The sequence below is a fragment of the Pseudoalteromonas sp. Ld19 genome (assembly GCF_045064135.1).
Lineage (GTDB): Bacteria > Pseudomonadota > Gammaproteobacteria > Enterobacterales > Alteromonadaceae > Pseudoalteromonas > Pseudoalteromonas aliena.
Genome location: NZ_JBISHA010000011.1, coordinates 342,634 through 362,847, shown reverse-complemented (window position 1 = coordinate 362,847; position 20,214 = coordinate 342,634). Strand labels below are relative to the sequence as shown.

15 protein-coding genes are annotated in these 20,214 nt (G+C 40.0%); 9 read left to right on the top strand and 6 right to left on the bottom strand.

Annotated features, from left to right (window positions below):
- The first annotated feature begins 1 nt into the window (after position 1).
- Positions 2-811, top strand: a complete 810-nt coding sequence (gene minD, locus ACJJVZ_RS03020) for a septum site-determining protein MinD (protein WP_077535291.1) — start codon at positions 2-4, stop codon at positions 809-811.
- 1 nt (position 812) lies between these two features.
- Entirely contained in the window at positions 813-1,076 is a 264-nt protein-coding gene (gene minE, locus ACJJVZ_RS03015; protein WP_007377619.1) for a cell division topological specificity factor MinE, read from the top strand.
- A 361-nt stretch (positions 1,077-1,437) separates the two neighbouring features.
- Here the strand turns inward: minE and ACJJVZ_RS03010 are convergent, their stop codons facing one another.
- From ACJJVZ_RS03010 to ACJJVZ_RS03000, 3 genes are all read right to left on the bottom strand, one after another.
- The gene (locus tag ACJJVZ_RS03010) at positions 1,438-4,287 is read right to left on the bottom strand and encodes a discoidin domain-containing protein (RefSeq protein ID WP_405598010.1); all 2,850 of its coding nucleotides are present in this window, start codon (positions 4,285-4,287) and stop codon (positions 1,438-1,440) included.
- Positions 4,288-4,429: 142 nt separating this feature from the next.
- Positions 4,430-7,402 (bottom strand): TonB-dependent receptor, encoded by a 2,973-nt coding sequence (locus tag ACJJVZ_RS03005; RefSeq protein ID WP_405598008.1) that lies wholly within the window; start codon positions 7,400-7,402, stop codon positions 4,430-4,432.
- A 488-nt stretch (positions 7,403-7,890) separates the two neighbouring features.
- Complete coding sequence (locus tag ACJJVZ_RS03000) at positions 7,891-8,613, bottom strand: AraC family transcriptional regulator (RefSeq protein WP_077535288.1); 723 nt, start codon at positions 8,611-8,613, stop codon at positions 7,891-7,893.
- 140 nt (positions 8,614-8,753) lie between these two features.
- Here ACJJVZ_RS03000 and ACJJVZ_RS02995 point away from each other — a divergent pair, with 140 nt between their 5' ends.
- From ACJJVZ_RS02995 to ACJJVZ_RS02965, 7 genes are all read left to right on the top strand, one after another.
- Entirely contained in the window at positions 8,754-9,920 is a 1,167-nt protein-coding gene (locus ACJJVZ_RS02995; RefSeq protein ID WP_405598004.1) for a Gfo/Idh/MocA family protein, read from the top strand.
- Positions 9,917-10,972: a sugar phosphate isomerase/epimerase family protein gene (locus tag ACJJVZ_RS02990; RefSeq protein WP_405598002.1), complete on the top strand. Its 1,056-nt coding sequence runs from the start codon at positions 9,917-9,919 to the stop codon at positions 10,970-10,972. The genes ACJJVZ_RS02995 and ACJJVZ_RS02990 overlap by 4 nt, the downstream gene beginning before the upstream one ends.
- Positions 10,973-10,985: 13 nt before the next feature.
- A complete protein-coding gene (locus tag ACJJVZ_RS02985; RefSeq protein ID WP_405598000.1) occupies positions 10,986-12,212 on the top strand; it encodes an MFS transporter in 1,227 nt (408 codons plus the stop codon).
- A 20-nt stretch (positions 12,213-12,232) separates the two neighbouring features.
- The gene (locus ACJJVZ_RS02980) at positions 12,233-12,925 is read left to right on the top strand and encodes a DUF1080 domain-containing protein (RefSeq protein WP_405597998.1); all 693 of its coding nucleotides are present in this window, start codon (positions 12,233-12,235) and stop codon (positions 12,923-12,925) included.
- A gap of 1 nt (position 12,926) precedes the next feature.
- A complete protein-coding gene (locus tag ACJJVZ_RS02975; RefSeq protein WP_405597995.1) occupies positions 12,927-14,606 on the top strand; it encodes a GMC family oxidoreductase in 1,680 nt (559 codons plus the stop codon).
- Position 14,607: 1 nt separating this feature from the next.
- Positions 14,608-15,357 (top strand): gluconate 2-dehydrogenase subunit 3 family protein, encoded by a 750-nt coding sequence (locus tag ACJJVZ_RS02970; RefSeq protein ID WP_193156705.1) that lies wholly within the window; start codon positions 14,608-14,610, stop codon positions 15,355-15,357.
- 129 nt (positions 15,358-15,486) lie between these two features.
- Positions 15,487-16,272 (top strand): sugar phosphate isomerase/epimerase family protein, encoded by a 786-nt coding sequence (locus ACJJVZ_RS02965; protein WP_405597993.1) that lies wholly within the window; start codon positions 15,487-15,489, stop codon positions 16,270-16,272.
- A gap of 95 nt (positions 16,273-16,367) precedes the next feature.
- Here the strand turns inward: ACJJVZ_RS02965 and rnd are convergent, their stop codons facing one another.
- From rnd to ACJJVZ_RS02950, 3 genes are all read right to left on the bottom strand, one after another.
- Complete coding sequence (gene rnd / locus ACJJVZ_RS02960; protein ID WP_282131046.1) at positions 16,368-17,498, bottom strand: ribonuclease D; 1,131 nt, start codon at positions 17,496-17,498, stop codon at positions 16,368-16,370.
- Positions 17,499-17,549: 51 nt separating this feature from the next.
- Positions 17,550-19,202: a long-chain-fatty-acid--CoA ligase FadD gene (fadD, locus tag ACJJVZ_RS02955; RefSeq protein ID WP_405597991.1), complete on the bottom strand. Its 1,653-nt coding sequence runs from the start codon at positions 19,200-19,202 to the stop codon at positions 17,550-17,552.
- A 115-nt stretch (positions 19,203-19,317) separates the two neighbouring features.
- Positions 19,318-20,169: an alpha/beta hydrolase gene (locus ACJJVZ_RS02950; protein ID WP_138584025.1), complete on the bottom strand. Its 852-nt coding sequence runs from the start codon at positions 20,167-20,169 to the stop codon at positions 19,318-19,320.
- Positions 20,170-20,214: the final 45 nt, after the last annotated feature.

The window sequence follows — 20,214 nt, the reverse complement described above, 5'->3', positions numbered from 1 at the left end:
CATGGCAAAAGTAATTGTCGTTACCTCGGGTAAAGGCGGTGTTGGTAAAACAACATCAAGTGCTGCAATTGGCACCGGCTTAGCGTTAAAAGGCTATAAAACAGTTATTATCGACTTTGATATTGGTTTACGTAACTTAGATTTAATTATGGGTTGTGAGCGCCGTGTGGTTTATGATTTTGTGAATGTGATTAACGGTGAAGCAAAGCTTAACCAAGCATTGATTAAAGACAAACGAGTGGATAAGTTATTTTTACTTCCCGCTTCGCAAACACGCGATAAAGACGCACTAACCCGTGAAGGTGTAGAACGTGTTTTAAACGAGCTCAAAGAAGACTTTGACTATATTGTATGTGACTCACCAGCGGGTATCGAAGCTGGAGCAATGATGGCAATGTACTTTGCGGATGAAGCAATTGTAACAACTAATCCAGAAGTATCGTCGGTGCGAGATTCAGACCGCATTTTAGGTATTCTACACAGTAAATCAAAACGTGCTGAAGAAGGCCTAGAAAATATCAAAGAGCATTTACTATTAACACGCTACAACCCTGAGCGTGTTGCTAAAGGGGAAATGCTGTCGGTTGAAGACGTGCAAGATATTTTAGCAATAGATTTATTAGGTGTGATCCCTGAATCACAAGCGGTACTAAGTGCATCTAACTCAGGCCAACCCGTTATTCTCGATAGTGAGTCTGACGCAGGGCAAGCTTATGCAGATGCCATTAATCGCTTACTCGGTGAAACCGTCGATTTTCGCTTCTTAGATGTAGAGAAAAAAGGCTTATTTAAACGGATTTTTGGAGGTTAACGTGTCTTTACTTGACTACTTCCGCTCAGAAAAGAAAAACAGTGCGTCATTAGCAAAAGAGCGATTGCAGATCATTGTCGCGCACGAGCGTTCTCAACGAGGTACGCCGGATTACTTACCACAATTAAAACAAGATATTTTAGATGTGATCCGTAAATACGTGAACGTAAGTAGCGATGCAGTACAGGTACAGTTCGATCAGAACGAAGATGATTTAGCCGTACTTGAACTAAACGTTACGTTACCCGATGAAGAAAAAAAATAATTAAAAAACGGACGCTCTAAGCGTCCGTTTTTATTTAAGCTATTTAAAGCTTCAAGCATTAAATATGTTGCTAAAAATAACCCCCCTGCCGATACCCCCTGCCTTAATAATATTAATCTACAGTAATACTTAATCAATTTGATGGCTTAATACAGCAGCACAATAAAAAACTGAAAATAAAAAAGACCAAAAACGTTAGTTTCTGATCTTTTGTCTGTCAAAATTAATTTTTCTCTAGCCAGAAATTTTCAGTCAAAACAAGGCGAATTTACGCATTAATAGCGGGCCTATTGTAAGTAAATTCAACGTAGTTAGCGCTGAAAATAGCTGCTTTAGATAGATTTATTATCCAGAGTTCAGGTTATTTATCTAAGCCAAGTAACTCTATTTCGGCAATTTGTAGTAGACCATCATTATTAGCGTTTTTGCTAATACTTAGGCGATAGCTCAAAAACTCAAAGCCATTATTAAAATCAAATGAACGCCTTTGTAAACGCTCGTCCCAGCTTTCTCCTACCCAAGTAGAAACCAGCGTCCAACTTTCACCGCCATCGTTAGAGCCTAACAAACTAAAGTTTTCAGGGTCTCGCTCTGGCGCATCGTTAGCGCTTGTAATAGCAAGCCCACTGACAACATGTGGATCACTAAAATCTATTTGTATCCATGCTGGGTTTTCGGTTGATGGCGCGCCCTTCCAATCATTATGGTCAAGCCATTTTGTATTGGTATCGCCATCAAATGCTTTATCGGCGCTTTCTGCGTCCCCAATACTAAATCGAGCACTAAATGCGGTACTTGGATTGGTTGTTAAATCCTTAAACGCATAGTTTGGCCCAATCATACCTACCTCTGCTATTTGTACTAAGCCATCATTATTAGCATTTTTACTTATCGCTAACCGATAATGTGTATAAGGTAATGCATTTGCAACACCAAAAATACGCTGTTGTGATCGCTCAGAAAAGCCTTCACCAGCCCAAGCACCTAAGCTGATCCAATTTTCTCCATCATTTGATGCCAGAAGTTCGAACGACTCAGGATCTCGTTCTGGTGCGTCACCCGCACTGGTAATGCTTAACGTATTAACCGCGTGTGCTTGAGGCAGAGCCACTTGCAACCAAGCAGGATTTTGTACTGTTGGGGCACCTTTCCAATCGTTATGATCGAGCCATTTAGTGTTTATGTCACTATCAAAAGCTTGGGCTGCGCCTTCAGTATCACTTATACTAAAGCGAGCACTGTAAGTCGCTCCAGTAACTGTTGCATGGTTTTGCCCAGGAACTTCAAGACCCACGAAGTCAATATCCGCAATTTGTAATAAACCATCATTATTTTTGTTTTTAGTCACTTCTAAGCGATAGCTAGTAAAAGCCAGTTGGTTTGTAAACGAGAACGCTTTTCGCTCACCTCGTGCATCGAAAGATTCGCCGACCCAACTTGCTAGCTTTTGCCAAGTAGCGCCATCATCGCTAGATGCTAAAATAGAAAAATTTTCAGGATCGCGCGCTGGTGCGTCATTCGCACTAATAAGTACTAACTGATCAACCGCTACAGCTTCTGTAAAATCCATCTGGATCCATGACGGTTTTTCTTCTGTTGGTGGACCTTGCCAATCATTATGATCGAGCCATTTTGTTGTCGGGTCATTATCGAACGCCTTATCTTGATTTTCAGCGTCCCCAATACTGTTACTTGCACTGGCAATACCTGCGACGCTATTAGTGTGATCAAGACTCGTAAATACCGGACCCACTAATTGAATATCCGTGAGCTGAACTAGAGTGTCGTTATTCTTATTTTTTGTGATGTTAATTCGATAGCTTAGGTATTTTTGCCCATTAGTGAATACAAATTCCTGACGAGAAAGGCGTTGTTCAAACGACGCCCCAATAATAGTTGCTAACGTAATCCATGTTTGTCCGCCATCATTGGATCCCAGTACTGTAAAGTTTTCTGGATCTCGCTCTGGTGCGTCATTTGCGCTGGTAATAAAAACGCGGTTAACAGCTTGTGCTTGAGCAAAATCAACTTGTATCCAAGACGGTGACTCTTTACTTGGTGCACCTAGCCAGTCATTATGATCGAGCCATTTAGTATCAAGATTCGAATCAAATGCCTTACTTGCACTTTCTGCATCACTAATTGCGTTTCGAGCAGAAAATACTGCGCCTGCGAGGTTACTCGCCGTGGTGACCTCTATAAGTGGACCACTTGATGAGGCTTCATCAAACAGTGCTAAGGATAAATCAACGACAGACTCAGCTGTCAGCCCCAATTCGCTCGTTAAAGGATGTATTTTTATTGCTTCAAAAATACGTTGGCGAAGCGCCATTAACGTATCCGCTTTACCTTCTAATGCACTACCTAAGTTTGAGTATGCTGCATCCATCACTGACTTTAAACTTTCATCGCTAGAAAACTGAGCAAATGATGCGTTTAAAAGTGAAAGTTTAATCGTTGCTTCATCTATAAACTGTGTTGAGCACACTTGTTCGCCGCTGTCATTGTCTTCACATGTTTCGCCCTTTACAAAATTCTCTAATTTATCAGCGGCTACAACCGGCATTGTAAATACATTAGTATTGCCAGTTTGCCACCCAAACACACGTAACAGTAAAGCAGACATATCAGCTTGTGCGATTGCCATCAAAGCAGGTGTCGATACATTACGACCTTGTGAAATTTGCAGCTCCACTAATCGTGTTGCAAGAGTTGTTAATACATTTACTTGTAACGTCATATCCTCAACACCATCGGCTTTATTGCCAAAAGGTACTTTAAGATGCCCTAATGTTGAAAACACAGTGCCTGCTATTGCAGTTGCGTTAGTGGTCTGAGCAAAATCAGTATCACCACAACGAAGGGCATCACACTGCATGGCCGAACTATCTGTTGCGGCCACGTTAAGCTTAACGATTGTATTAATCCCAAAGCCAGCATCACTGGTTAGTTCAACCAAAAAAACACCATTTTGATCCGTACTGTGAGCTGCGCCTATGGTGAGGTGACTACCATTAAGTGCAGTTACTGATACATCTGCATTTCTAACCGCGCCCTTGATCATTGCACCTGCGACTTCTGCAACTGTAAACTCGGGGACCACAGGTATGTTATCTATTTTAGGATCGTTGTCCCCACCACCACATGCACTTAGTAAGCTTGCCGCTATGAGTGATGTGCTTGCCAGTTTAAACATATTTAATGTATTCATAATATTGCCTTATCTGCTCAACGTTGATGACACGCTAACAAATCCTATTTAGCCTATATTGAGATTATTTATTGATTTTTATTTGCTACGGATTTTTAGTTAGCGAGTTAATTTAGCTGCTTAATATTCATCATTATGAATATTAAAATCGGTAAGTAAGTCCAGCATAGTAGCGTCTTCCGCTATAACTGCTGCTGCGTAACCTTGCTTCACTATCAGCGCCATAGAATGTTCTTGATTCTTCTTTTGTTAAATTGATCACAGATGCTGAAAAAACTAAATTGTCGAACACACTGTACGACGCATTTAAATCAACTTGCTGAAATGGTTCTTGTGAGACAGTTAAACCATCGGCTAGTCCTAATGCCATCTTTCCACGACGGTTATAAGATGCTCTTACGCTATAAGTATCGTTTTCGAAATAAGCCGAAAAATTAAATTGGTTATCAGCACTTCCTACTAAAGCTGATTCGCCAACCTTTTCACCATCAACACTAATATCAGCTTGATTGGTATCATTAAGCGTGTAATTAACGTTTAAGCCAAATCCATTATCAAATGCATGTTGAGCAAACAATTCAACGCCACGAGAAGTCGCATTCGTACCATTTGCTGTGGTCGTAAATGGCGTGACCGTGATATTGCCAGCAGGTACAATTTCAACCCCTGTATTAGGGTTGGTAAAACCGTCAAATGGTCGCTCTGAAGTAATAATTAAAGGAACAATAAAGTTATCAACATCTTTATTAAATAATGCAATACCAACAGCTGAGCCGTTGCTATAGTAATACTCGGCAGATAAATCTAATTGAACTGATTCAAATGGTTTTAACGCTTTGTTCCCCCCTGAACCACTCCAACCTTGATCAACTGGGTTACTCCTAAATTCAAGCCTATCGTCTGCCCACTCTTGTGAAATAAAGGTAAGTTGCTCTGGGGCGCCTAAATCATTAAAAGGGGCACGAGACATAGTTTTGGCTGCCGCTGCACGGATAACGAATGAATCGCTAACGTCCCATACAAGATTAAAACTCGGTAAAAAACGTTGATCTTTTACTGTACGCTTTGTGGTTGTTTCAATATCAACTAAACGTGCGCTACCTAAAATATCTTCACCAGTTGCATCTTCTATGTCATCTAAGAAATAGTTGATTTTATCGGATGACATAATCTGTGTTTGCGTTTCAACATAACGTACACCTATATTCCCCCTAAAATCACCAAACGAAAAATCAGCTTGCAGATAGGCAGCGGTAATTTTCTCTTCAATATCAAAAACGAAATCGGGTTCACGACGGGTATATTTAACATACTCATTGGTGACAATATCGCGATATTGATCCCAATTTATGGTCGGCATTGTATTGACTTCAAAACCACCTGCAATATTTTGCTCCGATTCACGGTTTAAAACATCGTCAAGATTGGGCATCCCGCCAATCCATTGATAAGCAACTTCGTCAATAGCACCTTGGCTAAATGGATCTAATTCACCGCTGGCAATTCTGTTTGCGCCATCTTGCGTTATAAAAAAAGTATTATTCGTTTCTCTATGCAGTGATGCTTTTCGATGTTTTACACCCACGCGCAGTGTATCTATGATGGAATAACTAATATGGTAATCTAAGTCTAGCTGAGCGTAATCTTCGTGTAAGTCACTCACTACAAAACTAGAACCTGTTGACCCTGGATCTGGATCGCCGGCAATTCCTGCCTGTAAGTTAGTCAAAAGAGCAGGATCGGCATACAAAGCAACGCGCTCTCCTAAACGCCAGCCTGCAAATGATGCTGCATTTTCGTTGTTACCTGAATCACTTCGACTGGCAGGTTGACCACTTTTGTAGGCTGCATTCCATGACTCTGATGGCCCTCCACTTGCTTTTGTTCTGCCGAACTTTCCCTTTAAATCAAATACGTTCCCAGAATATTTAAATGCTAAATCGTAGGTATCTGACGTGTCTTTTTCTTTTGTATAACCTCCTATGATCCACGGAAACTCTAAGTTACCTTCAGCGCCTCCTGCACCACTTGTAAAGTCCATTCCAGTGACAATCGTTCCGGAGTCATCAAGTGTTACACCAATTAAGTAATCTGGATTGTATTTCCACTCAGGGATCATTAGCTGAGATGTTGTGCGGTCTTGGCCCAATTCAAAATGAAAGTGATTAAAGGTTAGCTCTAAATCCTCGCTGACTCGCCATTGAATCGTGCCTTGCAAACCTACTCGTTCTCGTTTTTCTTTTGTTACTCCAACACCGGCGACTTGTGGTGCCCATACTCCATCGTAGGTATTGCCATATGCATCTTCTAATGCACCAAAACGGCGCGTACTATCAGCAATTTCCTTGCCATTAATATCACTGGCAGGTAAATCAGAACCCGTTGCCCAACGCCAGCCTCCACCACCTGACATATCCCCGGTTAAAGAGCGATTAGTACGCTCTTGCTTGGTGTAGCCGATTAAAAAACCAAAGTCTTCGTCATCATTTTTCCACGAATAAACACCACTGAAATTAGGTTCATAATCTTTAGTCACATCTGCATAGGTGTATTCAATATTAAAGGCACCTGAGTTTGCTTCCATATTGAGTGGTGTACGGCTATGTAAAATAACGCTTCCCCCAACGCCACCTTCATCTAAACGTGCCTCAGAGGATTTAAAAACTTCAACCGATTGCACCATCGTCGATGGTAATAATGAGTAACTAAAAGAGCGCGATGGTGAGCCCGGTGACGAGGCAATAAAATTACCATTGAGTTGTGTCAGCGTTAAATCTGATGAAAGGCCTCGAATACTCACGTTTTCACCTTCACCACCACTTCGGGTTATAACCACCCCAGGTACTCGCTGTAACGAGTCGGCCACATTTTTATCAGGGAACTTGCCTATATCTTCTGCAGTAATCGCATCAACAATAGAATTAGAGAGGCGCTTAATGGCTAGATTTTCAGCCATTGAGGCACGAATACCGCGTACTTCAATTATCTCAAAGTCACTTACTTCTTCTTGTGCATAAACGCCACTACATGCGCTCATTAAAGCAAGAAGCAATGTCGATTTTTCAAAACGTCGTGAAAGCCGTATTGATTCTCGGCTGTTATTATTATTAGCCATGCCTATCTCCAATTTTAATGTGTTATGTGCAATTGTCAGTGTGTGAGTTAACATTTTGTTAAACTGCGTTTTAGAATAGGGTTATGAGTAAAAAAGTGATAATAGAAATTCGGTCGCTACTAAAACAAAATCGGCGTTAAGGCTAAAAACAACACGATATGAGCTTTAGCCGATACAGCGTAAAGGTATTAAATTAGGCTAAACAAGTAATCTCATTTATAACAGCAATTAACTGCCAACCATATTTTAACCACTTGATTTTAATTAATATTTTTAAATAACTGAACATATATGAATAACACCTACCTGAAGAATAAAATAAACTAAATAACAACATGATGAAAAAAAACATAAATGAGCAGTTAATTACTGATAATTTATCGCTTTATAAAAAGTGATAAAACAATAGTTAGGGTGAGTGAAATAAACAGAACTTAAAATAAAAATGCTAAACAACATCTCTCTGCGCAGGCTAAATAACGTACATATCACTCTATTTGGGTGCGCATTTGTGAAGGTATCTCGCCAAATAAGCGTTTAAATTGTTTACTAAAATAACTTGGCTCTGAAAAACCACACTCGTAAGCGATTTGCGACACGGGTAATTGTGTTTCAACCAGTAACCTTCTGGCATTTTCCAAGCGTATTTCATTAATAAACTGATTTGGGGTTTTCGCTAAATGCTTTTTAAAGCGACGCTCTAATGCACTGACTGAAAGGTGGGCGAGCTGTGCTAATTCCTCAATACAAATATGACGATGATAATGCTCTCGTATATAATTAACAGGCTCCTCTATTGCTCTTACATGCAATAGTGCCTTTGATGTTTTTTGCAAATGCCGTGTTATCCCATAAGTACCGAGTATTTGATTACTCTCATCTGTGATCACTTTTTTAGATGTTGAAAACCACGCTAATTCACCATTTGAAGTCTGATTTAGCTCCAATCTATCTGTCACAATGTAACCGCTCATCACCCGCTTATCATCATTCACATATTGGAAAGCTAAATGCTTAGGTGAAAAATCAAAATCTGTTTTTAATAAAATTTGATCTAATGATTTATAGCCTTGATGCTCAATAAAATGTTGATTAGCATATAAAACCCTACTTTCATTATCTTTTACCCAAAAAAGAATGTCATGTAATAAATCAAAAGCCGCAATCAACTGATTAACGCCTGCTCTGGCTATGATCTCATCTATTTTCATACTTGCCACCCTGATATAAATATAATTAACAGCTTTGATTAAAACGCCGATTTTGTTGCATTGTCAACCGAATTTTTGCTATCCCCTTTTCAACTCACTCCCTATTATTAATAACATGATATTAACTAATGGAGTGTTGTATGAATAAAGCCAGAATCCGAATGGGCATGATCGGAGGTGCTGAAGGCGCTTTTATTGGTGCAGTTCACCGTATTGCAGCACGCTTAGATGGTTTGATTGATTTAGTGGCTGGCTCTTTTAGTTCAGATCCAGCCCGTAGTCAGTCTACAGCAACCATGCTTGGGATAGATCCAGCAAGATGTTACGACACCTACCAAGATATGTTTCAAGAAGAGGCAAAGCTTGCAGATGATCAACGCATTGATTTTATTGTTATTGTAACGCCAAATCATCTGCATTTTCCTATCGCCAAGCTCGCGATAGAGTTAGGCTTTCATGTGCTATCTGACAAGCCAGCGACATTAAATTTACGAGAAGCACGCGCATTACAAACCCTAATTAATAATAGCGACTGCCTGTATGGGTTAACCCATACCTATACAGGTTACCCTATGGTAAAAGAAGCCTGTTATCGTATTGCTCAAGGACAACTGGGCGCAATTCGTAAGGTAGTCGTTGAGTACAGCCAAGGCTGGCTTGCTACACAAGAAGATGAAGCTGGCAAACAAGCGCAGTGGCGCTTAGATCCAGCAAAAGCAGGGATCAGTTGTTGTATAGCCGATATTGGCGTACATGCAGCAAACTTAGTCGAGTACGTTAGTGGCCTTACAATCGAGGCTCTGTGCGCAGACTTAAATCATGTCGTGCCAGGTAGGACACTCGATGATGATGGCACCGTTTTGTTGCGTTTTGATAATGGCTGTAAAGGCGTGTTACTGGCCAGCCAAATAGCATTAGGTGAAGAAAACAATCTTAATCTACGTATTTATGGTGATAAAGGCAGCCTAGAGTGGTCACAAATGGAGCCAAACAGCTTATGGCTGAAATCACACAATGCACCGACAACTCTACTTCGTGCTGGCGTTGCTTTACAAAGTGAAGCCGCGCGCAATGCATTACGCACTCCAGCTGGGCATCCTGAAGGATACCTTGAAGCGTTTGCCAATATATACGTTAATTTCACAAAATTGATTGAAGCAAAAAAAGCAGGACGCGCTGTAAATAATCATCAATTTGATGTCCCTGGTATTGAGGATGCGATCCGTGGGATGGCATTTATTGAAAATGCAGTTGAAGCTTCGAGCAAAAATACAAAATGGCATACTTTTAAATTGGATGAACGATGAAAAAAATAAAAGGCCCGGCTATCTTCTTAGCGCAGTTTATAAGCGATGAAGCGCCCTTCAATAGTTTTGACGCTATTTGCCAGTGGGCAGGAAATTTAGGTTACAAAGCAATTCAACTCCCGACATCAAATCCACAAATATTTGATTTAGAAAAAGCAGCCCAAAACCAAGATTATTGCGATAACGTGCTGCGTATTGCCGCAGATGCAGGGCTTTGTATTTCGGAGTTATCCACTCACTTGCAGGGCCAGCTCATTGCTGTGAACCCGACATATGATGAAATGTTTGATAATTTTGCGCCACAGACTGTGCACGGTGATCCAATAGCAAGAACACAATGGGCACAAGCACAACTGATGATGGCCGCAAAAGCCAGCAAGCGATTAGGACTTAAAACGCACGTCACCTTTTCAGGCGCACTGCTTTGGCATACTTTTTACCCGTGGCCACAGCGACCTAAAGGTCTTGTTGAGCAAGGATTTAAAGAGTTAGCATCACGCTGGCTGCCAATTTTAGATTACTTTGATGAAATGGGCGTGGACGTCTGTTATGAACTTCATCCTGGTGAAGACTTACACGATGGTATAACATTTGAGCGTTTTTTAGCTGCCACAAATAATCATCCACGCGTTAATATACTTTACGATCCTAGCCATTTTGTTTTACAACAGCTTGATTACTTATCATTTATTGATATTTATCACACTAGAATTAAAGCCTTTCATGTAAAAGATGCGGAGTTTACGCCAAATGGTCGTTCCGGCGTATACGGAGGATATCAAGAATGGCAAGACAGACCAGGGCGGTTTCGCTCTTTAGGTGATGGGCAAGTTGATTTTAAGTGTATATTTAGCAAACTAACACAATACGGATTTGACGGTTGGGCAGTTTTAGAGTGGGAATGTTGTATTAAACACCCTGAAGATGGTGCTAAAGAAGGCGTTTATTTTATTGAAAACCACATAATACGCCCAACCGATAAAGCATTCGATGATTTCTCAGCGACAGAGACTAATAGCGAACGAAACAACCGTATTTTAGGTTTAAGTTAACAGGATATTTAGAATGAATAATAACAATAACATTATATTTCGGCTCTGTTGTATAGCGCTCATTGTTACCTCAATGACCTTTGCTATTCGTGCCGGTATCTTAGGTGAATTAGGTGAACAGTTTGGCCTCAGTGGCACTCAATTAGGCTGGGTTAATGCAATGGCATTTTTAGGATTCCCAGTAGCGACGATGCTAGGTGGGATTATCTATAATGTTATCGGCGCTAAAAAGCTGGTTACGTTGGCCTTTATCTGTCACTTGGGCGGGTTACTTTTAACTATCACGGCAGATGGTTTTTGGGGATTGCTAATCTCAACATTTTTAATTGGTTTTGCTAATGGCTCTGTCGAGGCTGGTTGTAATCCGTTAATAGCTCAAATGTACCCTAAAAATACCACCACAATGCTAAATCGTTTTCATGTGTGGTTTCCAGGCGGTATTGTTATAGGTGCACTGGCTTCAAATGCTATGACATCCGTTGGTCTAAATTGGCAATGGCAAGTATCGCTTATTCTTATTCCTACTATTGTATATGGCGTGATGGTTGTTAAATCGCAATTTCCACAATTCGATAGTCAAGAAAACTCAACTGCCACGAATGTAAAAAATCTAATCTCGCCACTGTATTTATTTCTCATTGTTTGTATGACGATCACAGCTATTACTGAATTTGGAACACAACAATGGATAGAGCAAATTTTAGGTTCATCCGGCGCATCCCCAATGGTTATCTTAGCGTTGATCACCGGCCTAATGGCACTCGGACGATTCTTTGCAGGCCCTATAGTACATAAATTTAGTCCAACGGGTGTGTTACTCGGATCAGCTATTTTTTCAACACTTGGGATATTTTTAATGAGCCAAGCTCAAGGTGATGCGATTTACTTTGCCGCAGCCATGTTCGCGCTTGGCGTGACTTACTTTTGGCCCACTATGATCGGCTGCGTTGCTGAATATGCACCAAAAACAGGCGCATTAGGCATGTCACTGATGGGAGGTACGGGCATGTTTGCTGTCAGTATGTGGAACCCTGTTATTGGTCATTGGATTGATAATGCTCGCCTTAACGCACAAACAAATAACATCACCGTAGAACAAGTAGAAATAGTGGCAGGTCAGGCCGTTTTACAAAATTTACTCATTTTTCCAATCGTGTTAATTGTTGTTTTTATTGGTTTACACCTATTTATAACAAAAAATAAAAGCGTTGAAAAAACGTATATTAGTAGCAATAAGTAAAAGAATATAAGAGGTTACATATGTTTAAATCAATCCAAATTCTATCACTTGCAGTTGCTCTTAGTAGCAGTGCTTACGCCCACATTGTTGATAATCAACTTACCAACGAAGAGCAAAAAACAGGTTGGCAATTGCTTTTTAATGGCCAAGATATGTCTCATTGGCGAAATTTTAAAAGTGATGAGATAAGTCCGCAATGGGTAATTACTGACGGAGCAATGATGCTCACTAAAGGTGGCGGTGATATTTTAACTAAAAAAATGTACCGTAACTTTGATCTTAAAATAGATTGGAAAATTTCAACTAAAGGAAATAGTGGGATATTTGTGCTCGCGGACGAACTGGGAAGTATGATTTATTCTCACGCACCTGAAGTGCAAATAATCGATAATGAAGAACATCCCGACAATAAAATAGACTCGCATTTATCGGGCTCTATCTACGATCTGTTTGCAGCGCCAAAAGCCGCGCATAGGCCTGCAAACACGTGGAATAAAGTCCGTATTCAAATGCGCGATAAACACCTACAGGTTTGGCAAAATGGGATTAGTACGTTAAGTATTGTTATAGGCAGTACCACGTGGGACACGCTTGTTAAAAATAGTAAATTTTCTACATGGCTAAATTTTGCAACTGCGGATCGAGGCCATATTGGCTTACAAGATCATGGTGACAAAGTATGGTTTAAAAACATTAAAATTAAGGAGCTGTAACATGCCAGCATTAAATCATAAAATTTTAGTGGTCGGCTCGGGTGCTGGTGGTGCAATGGCAGCTTACACCTTAACCAAATTAGGTCATAAAGTACTGTTACTCGAAGCGGGCCGCGATTACGACCCAAAAAAAGAAAGCCCGATGTTTCGTCGTAACAGCGAAGCTCCCTTAATGGGCGCAGGCAATAAAGATAAAAACTTTGGTTTTTACGATGCAACCGTTGATGGTGGCTGGCAAGTTCCTGATGAACCTTATACCACTGCAAAAGGCAGTGATTTTTATTGGTGGCGTGCCCGTATGCTCGGCGGTAGAACTAATCACTGGGGACGCTATTCATTACGTTTTAGTGAACATGATTTTAAAGGAAAAAGCCAGGACGGACACGGTGCAGATTGGCCGTTTGTTTATGAAGACATAGCCCCGTGGTACGACAAAACAGAAGAACTAGTCGGTATTTGTGGTACTAATACCGGCCTGGAAGACATGCCGCCATCAGCGCCTGGCGTATTGCAGCCGCCGCCAACACCTAGGGTTCCCGAGCTATTAATTGCAGCAAGCGCTAAAAAATTAGGGATTGCAGCTGTACCCATGCACCGAGCCGTATTAACACGTAATAAAGACGACCGAATGGCCTGTTTTTATGCAACACCTTGTGGACATGGCTGCTCTATTGGTGCGGCATTTCAAACCACAACGTCGCTTTTACCTATGGCTAAAGCAACGGGGAATTTAGAAATAATTACAGATGCTATGGTTAAGTCTGTTGCAGTTAATGACGATGGCAAAGTCACTGGAGTGACCTACATTGATAAAAAATCCACGAGTGAGCATTTAGTATCCGCTGATATCGTTATTCTTGCTGCAAGTGCCTGTGAATCTGCACGTATTTTATTAAATTCAAAACACACAAAACATCCAAAAGGACTGGCAAACTCAAGTGGCCAAGTTGGAAAAAATTTAATGGATTCTACCGGTGCATGGTTAGGCGCACAAATACCCGCACTTAAAGGCCGACCACGGTATAACGAAGATGGGCATACGGGAAATCATCTATTTATTCCTTGGTGGGGACACCAAGCACACGCTAAAGGTGAACTTAATTTTCCACGTGGTTATCATTTTGAAATAAGCAGTGGTTTTAATCAGCCTGGCTCTGGTGTATCTGGTGATAAGCGGGGTTATGGCGTTGAGTTAAAACAGCAAGTGCGCGATGCGTACGGCTCTTATGTAGGGTTTGCTTTGCGAGGTGAGATGTTACCAAACGATGACTCGTATATGGAAATAGACGAAAACGTTAAGGATAAATGGGGGATCCCCGTCTCAAAATTTCATTTTAAATGGTCTGATCGTGAACTTAAGCAAATTGAGCATGGTTTAAAAACAGCGAAAAAAATATTAGAAAACTTAGGGGCAAAAATAGATAAGCTCCCACCTGCTGAAAAAGCAATTTCAAAAGGCGGTGAAATCATTCATGAAGTGGGTACCACTCGCATGGGTAGCTCGCCCAAAGAATCTGTTACTAATCAATGGGGGCAAACATGGGATTGTGACAACCTTTTTGTAATGGATGCCGGTGTATTTGCCTCTAACCCACATAAAAACTGCACATTAACAATTATGACATTGGCAATGCGCAATTCTACGTGGATCGCTAAACAGATTGAAAAAGGAGTGCTTTAACATGCATTCACAAAAGAGTGTTGACTCATATAAATATAGTTCAGGCATGACACGCAGAGAGTCCCTTAAATGGTTAGGCCTACTCGCTGCAGGCTCTGCCGTTTCACTAACAGCCGGTTGTAGTAAAGTACTCGAAGAAACGATTAGCACCCAAGGCCATTGGCCAAGTTTAGAGCTGCCACCCATTACAGCGAAAGGCTATGGTACTGATCCTAATATGTTGCTACCACCTGAGTCGCCTTGGCCACTTACCTTAACAAATGAACAACTCACTCTCGTGGCAATACTTGCAGATTACATTGTTCCCCGAGAAGGTGATTCACCGAGCGCCTCAGACGTTGATGTACCGAGTGTCATTAATGAATGGGTTAGCTCCCCTTATAATGGTCAACAAAAAGACCGGGTAACAATTTTACATGGGCTTGCGTGGATTGATGACGAATCAATACTTCGTTATAAAAAGATTTTTGCGAAACTTAAAGCTGTGGAACAAAAAGCAATATTAGATGACATTGCTTATTTTGACGATAATACACCGGCACAATTTCAGCGTATAGGTAATGCGTTTTTACGCTTCAAAAATTTAATTTTAGGCGCTTATTTCTGTACACCTCAGGGGTGTAAAGATATAGGTTATTTAGGAAATGTGCCTATTGCCGGTGACTACCCAGGCCCTACAGCGCAAGCAAAAGCTCACCTTGATAACGTTTTAGCTGAACTTGGCTTAACCCAATACGCCTATAAAGATTAATAAAAAGCAGGGAGTATTCTCTGCTTTAACAGGTATTTGATAATGTTTAAAAATACACTTTTACACACTACATTTATAGTTTTAACCACCCTAATTTTTACTCTCTACTCATTGAGCGCTTTCGCTACAATGCCTAAACCAACGCCACGAGTGAGCGTGCAGTTATGGTCGGTAAAAGAAGCACTTAAAAAAGATTTTGATAGTACACTGCAGTCCCTTTCTGAAATGGGATTTGATGGGGTAGAGTTTGCCGGTGATTTAGGGAGTTATAAAAATAGCCCTAGTAAACTTAAAAAGAAACTAGCTAGTCTCAATCTTGTTGCAAGCAGCGCGCATATCGGCTTTGATTCACTCACAGAAAAAACACTTACCAACACCCTACTCTTTTACAAAACATTGGGTGTAAAGGTATTATTTGTACCTTGGGATGAAAGAGCGTGGCATCCAACGGGGGTTACAGCCCTTACAAAACAACTGGCGCATATGAACGACATAGCACAGCGCTATGATATGCATATTGGTTTTCATAATCATGATAAAGAATTTAATCAATTTAACGACGCTACGTATTGGGACTATATAGCAAAAAACACACCGCAATCATTGCCGCTTCAGCTAGATATTGGCTGGGTGCATTTTGCTGATAAAGAGCCTACTCATTACATAAAGAAATATCCAGGGCGTACTTTTTCTACACATTTAAAAGTAAGAACGCATCAAGGCGATGGCCTAAGCCCAATATTTGGTGAAAATGACTATCTATGGAAAGTAATAATAAATTCGCTAATTATGGACGGTGATCTGCAGTGGCTCGTCATTGAACAAGAGGAATACCCTAATAACTTAACGCCGCTTGAAAGTGTTGCTCAATCAAAAAGTAACTTAGATAAAATTTTAAAAGAAATGATAGAGTAAGCTTGCTGAAATTTCAAACAAATGGGGGCCATATATCGCCCCCGTTAAATTAGCAGTAAACATCCCGTTATTAACTCACACTAAAGCAATACTGTTTAGCTGTCCCACTCTTTTAGTACGTCTTTAACGTATGTATAACGCCAAGAACTCAATAAGTCGGGTTTTATATATTTAACTTTTTGCTCTGCTGTTAACTTCCAATTCCAACTTATCAATTGATTGACTTGTTTTTTAGAAGCCATCACATCATCAGGAATATTATGCGCTTTTGCTACTTTAGTAATTTTTTGTTTAACATCTTTTGCTACTTTTTTATAAGTAGGAAAATCAATTAAGCGCTTTAACACAGCAGGATGTTGCTCTTGCGGTATCAACTTAGCAATCTCGATACATTTTAAAATTTCTACACCTGAGCGATTAACTTCAATCGCTTCAACACCTGATATTTGTCTAAGTGCATTTAAACTAGACGGACCGCGTTTAGCTATTTCCGCCATGTTATGCTCTTTTAGTACAAAATTAAGTGCTAAATTCTTTTTAATGGCTTTATTTCTGCGCCAAGTAGCAAGCTCTTTTAATACTGCTAGTTCATGCGGTTTAAGCTGCCACGCATTTTTAATATCTTTATATAAAAATTCATCTGGTGTTTGAAATGCGCGCTTATTTGCAATTAATTCACTTTCGTTGATAACGATGTCAAATAAATCAGCCGCTTTAATACGCTCAATAATTAGTTCAAAGCATGGTAATAAGTGAAATGTATCAGCTGCTGCATAATCAAGCTGTTTAGGGGTTAATGGACGCTGTAGCCAATTAGTGCGAGACTCACTTTTATCTATTTCTATGCCTAGCAGCTCTTTTACCATCAGCGCAAAGCCCATGCAATTCCCTTCACCAAGTAATTGCAAAGCAAATTGTGTATCGAATAATGGTGCGGGTACAAACCCTGCGTACTTTTGAAATACTTCGATGTCTTCTGAAGGAGAATGTAATACTTTTAAAACAGCAGGATCTTTTAAAATTTGCCAAAAATCAAATAATGATAACTCAGCCAGTGGATCAATAAGCGCAAGATGCTCACCATCGTATACTTGAATAAGTGCAACTTCAGGATACAGCGTACGGCGACGCATAAACTCAGTATCTATAGCTAAAACGGGTTTATTTTGGATCTGCTCAACGAACGTATTAAGCTGGTTTTGTGTTTGGATCAATTGGTATTGCACTTAGTCTCCTACAATAAAAAAGCCGGCATATGCCGGCTTTTTTATAGGTTGCTAATCTTTCAAGGCTCTTCTGAGTATTTTACCTACATTTGTTTTAGGTAACTCATCCCTAAACTCAACGAGTTTTGGAACCTTGTAATTAGTTAAATTATCACGGCAGTGCTTTATTATATCTTTTTCAGTTAAAGATGGGTCTTTTTTCACAACAAAAACTTTAACTTGTTCGCCGCTTGCATCGTGAGGTACGCCAATAGCGGCTACTTCAAGTACACCTTCGTGCATCGCAACAACTTCTTCTATTTCATTTGGAAATACATTGAAGCCTGACACAATGATCATGTCTTTTTTACGATCAACTATAAAGAAGAAACCTTCATCATCGTATGTGGCAATATCACCAGTAGCAAACCAACCATCTTTTAAACATTCAGCAGTTGCATCTGGGCGATTATAATAACCAAGCATAACCTGTGGGCCTTTAACCCATAACTCTCCAGGCTCTCCTTTAGCGGCTTCTTCACCATTATCAAGCATTAACTTAATATCAGTATTCGGCGCAGGTAAACCAATTGAACCATTATATGCTTCTAAATCGTATGGGCTAATAGTGACCAAAGGGGCGCACTCTGTAAGGCCGTAACCCTCCATAAGTTTAGAACCCGTCACTTTTTGCCATTTTTCAGCAACAGGACGTTGAACAGCCATTCCTCCACCAAGCGACATTTTTAAATGGCTAAAATCTAGATCTGCAAAGCCTGGTGTATTTAATAAACCATTAAATAATGTATTAACACCCGTAACAGCAGTAAATTTAGCTTGCCCTAACTCTTTGACAAAGCCCTTCATATCGCGAGGTTTGGTAATAAGTAAATTCAAACCACCGTACTTCATAAATGTTAAGCAATTAGCCGTTAAAGCAAAGATATGATAAAGCGGTAATGCAGTAACCACCACTTCCTTACCACGCTCTAATACTTTATCTAAACAACCAGACACTTGTTCAAGGTTACCTACCATATTGCCATGGCTTAGCATTGCACCTTTAGATACACCTGTCGTACCGCCAGTGTATTGCAAGAATGCTAAATCACTTAAGTTCATTTCTGGTCGTTTATATGCAGTTTCATCCGCATCTAATAAATCAGAAAACTTAATTGGATTCGGTAAGCTGTACTTAGGGACCATTTTTTTAACGTGTTTAACGACAAAATTTACAATGTGCTTTTTAATACCACCAACCATATCACCCACTTGCGTTACTACAATGTGTTTAACATCAGTATGCGCAAGTGATTTCTCGAGCGTGTCTGCAAAGTTAGCAAGTATAAAAATTGCTGCAGTGTCCGAGTCTTTAAGTTGGTGTTCTAATTCACGAACCGTGTATAACGGGTTAACGTTAACAACGACACAACCGGCTCTTAAAATACCTAAAATTGATACTGGTGTTTGCAACAAGTTAGGCATCATGACGGCCACTTTGTCGCCTTTTTTAAGACCTAAATCATGTTGAATATAAGACGCTACTTTTTTCGTTGCAGTATCTATTTCGTTGTAAGATAGTGTTTTACCCATATTAGTAAATGCAGGTAGATCTTTGTAATCACTAAAACTTTTTTCGAAAACTTCGAGTAACGAGTTGTAATGCTCAGGATCGATTGTTTCAGGCATACCCTCTGGGTAGCGCTTAAGCCAGATTTTTTCCACTCTTAGCCCCTGTTTATAATTATATTTTTATTAACCTTAATCTAAGTAAGGCACTTTAACAATTGAGCAAATACTCTAATGTGCGAATAATCCCACATTTAGCGTTAATATACAATTAACATGCACCACTTTGCACCATAAATGCATGAATGTGTTCAAAACATAGCTCACTACTTTGCATATGGCAATGATGACCGCCGTCTACGTTTATTACACTCAAGTTACTGTAATAGCTAATATACTTTGCTAAGTTTTGTTTTACAAACGAATAACCTTCGTTCCCTAAAATTAACTGACATGGTGCAGATAAATCTTTTATTGCACCAATGCATTGCGCCTCATCAAACCTAAAACCTGAGTGATTTTTAAGCTTTGGGTCTGTTGTGAGCACAAAGCCATCATTTACTGGTTTTATGTTTCGGTCCATTAATAGCGCAATTAGCTCATCATCTAAATCAGTTGTTTGTGATCGCGCTTCGTAAATAAGCGCTTTCGATTTATAAATTCTAGATTTTTTATTTTTTAAACGCGCTCTATTTAATACTGCACTTTTTAGCTGCTCACATACCGCTTCACTGGGGGTAGTAACACAACCGATCCCTTCAATAAAGCTGACCGACTTAACATAATCGCTAAAACAACTCGCAAAAATCCCTGCGACCATAGCCCCCATCGAATGACCAACTAAGTGTACTTTTTTAACCCCTAATGTATTGATAAATTGATACACATCATCAATATAGTCAACAAAGTAGTAATGCGCATCATCACTTTTCCACGAAGACAACCCGTGCCCAACAAAATCAATGCAGTACCAAGTTTGACTCGGTTGCACCTTATTAAGCATAGGAAAAAAACTGTTGCTATTATCAAGCCAACCATGAAGCGCAATAACAACATCACCACCGGAGCCTTTCTTTAAGCCATGAATATTTGAATTATTGATTTTAATATTAAATGGCTGCACACCCGACCTCTTCCTACTTTTAGCTTATTTATAACATACTAGTTG